We start from the raw sequence: 1,414 nt of genomic DNA on the forward strand, positions 1-1,414 counted from the left end.
TCCCGGGCGGTCTGCGCTGCGACGGCGGCGGCGAGGGCGCGGACGTCGAGCGGGCCGTCGGAGCAGGCGTTGAGCGGGCCGCTGAAGTCCGCTTCGGTGGCCGCCCAGCGCAGCAGCTCCGCCAGTTCCGCGAAGTGGATGAACACCGTCGGCAGTGCGCGGGCGTGCACGGTGATCGGTTCGCCGTCGCGGATGCGGCGGGCGTAGTGGGCGAGGCGGCCGGTGAACTCCTGGGCGCCGCCGCCCAGTACGTGCGCGCTGCGTACCGAGGCGAAGGTGAAGCCGCCCGCGCGGGTGAGGACGGCCTCCGCCTGCCGCTTGCCCTCGGCGTAGTGGGCCTCCAGGTACGCCCCGTCGTGCCAGGGCAGGTCCAGGTCCACCGGCCAGGCGGCCGGGTCCACGGTCTCCTCCGGCACCGGGGTGTCCGCCGGTACCGGCGGGAGGGCGGCGGTCGCCGGGTCGTAGACCTCGATGGTGGAGGTCATCACGTAGCGGCGGGTGCGGCCCGCGAAGACCCGGGCGGCGATCGCGGCTTGCACGGGCGTGTAGCAGACCTGGTCGACGACCACGTCGAAGGTGCGGGGGCCGAGGGCGGCGAGGAGGGCCTCCTCGTCGTCGCGGTCGACGACGAGGTGCTCGACCCCGGCGGGCGGGCGGCCGGAGCCGCGGTTGATCACCGTGACCTGGTGGCCGGCCGCCAGCAGCCGCCGGACCAGGAGCTTTCCGAAGTATCGGCTTCCGCCGATGACGCAGATCCTTTGCATGCCCCTTACTCTGGCGGGCCGTTGTCATCAGCAGAAGTGGCAAGTTGGTGGACGGGTATTAAGCAGAACTGGTCACCGGTTACCGGTCGCCCGTAGTCGGCCGCTTGCGGGCGTGGAGGACGTGGGCGCCCAGGGGCAGCGGTGTCCGGTCGTGGAGGTGGAGGCCTGCGTCGGCCAGCAGGCGGGCGTAGTGGTCCTCGCGGCGTTCGCGGCCGCCGACGTTGCAGAGCATGTGCAGGTCCCAGGCGGTGGCCGGGGAGGGGGAACCGTCGGCCGGCAGGAGGCGTTCCACGATCAGCAGGTCGGCGTGGCCGGGCATCGCGCGGGCGCAGTGGCCGAGGATCTCCCGGCAGCGGTCGTCGTCCCAGTCGTGCAGGACGCGGGCGAGGACGTAGACGTCGCCTCCGGGCGGTACGTCGGCGAAGTCTCCCGCGCGGTATTCGCAGCGTGCGCCGCAGCCGGCGGCGTCGAGCAGGCGGCGGGCCGTGGCGACGGCGTGCGGGCGTTCGAGGAGGACGCCGTGCAGGCCGGGGTGTGCGGTGAGGACGTGGCGGAGCAGTTCTCCGTTGCCTCCGGCCACGTCCACGACCGTGGCGGGCGCGGACGCCCGGCCCGCCGCCGCGGTGAGGGCCGGGTGGGCGGGCAGGGGC

General features: G+C 74.3%; 2 protein-coding genes. Both read right to left on the minus strand.

Features of this window, described 5'->3' with window-relative positions; translation table 11 throughout:
- A partial coding sequence (locus VR44_RS39715; protein ID WP_045952562.1) for an NAD-dependent epimerase/dehydratase family protein occupies positions 1-764 on the minus strand: 764 nt, incomplete at its 3' end.
- A gap of 79 nt (positions 765-843) precedes the next feature.
- Positions 844-1,414 (minus strand): methyltransferase (locus VR44_RS39720; RefSeq protein ID WP_045952563.1); only part of this gene is annotated, 571 nt, incomplete at its 5' end.

The sequence above is a fragment of the Streptomyces katrae genome (genome assembly GCF_000966975.1).
GTDB classification, from domain to species: Bacteria; Actinomycetota; Actinomycetes; order Streptomycetales; family Streptomycetaceae; genus Streptomyces; species Streptomyces katrae.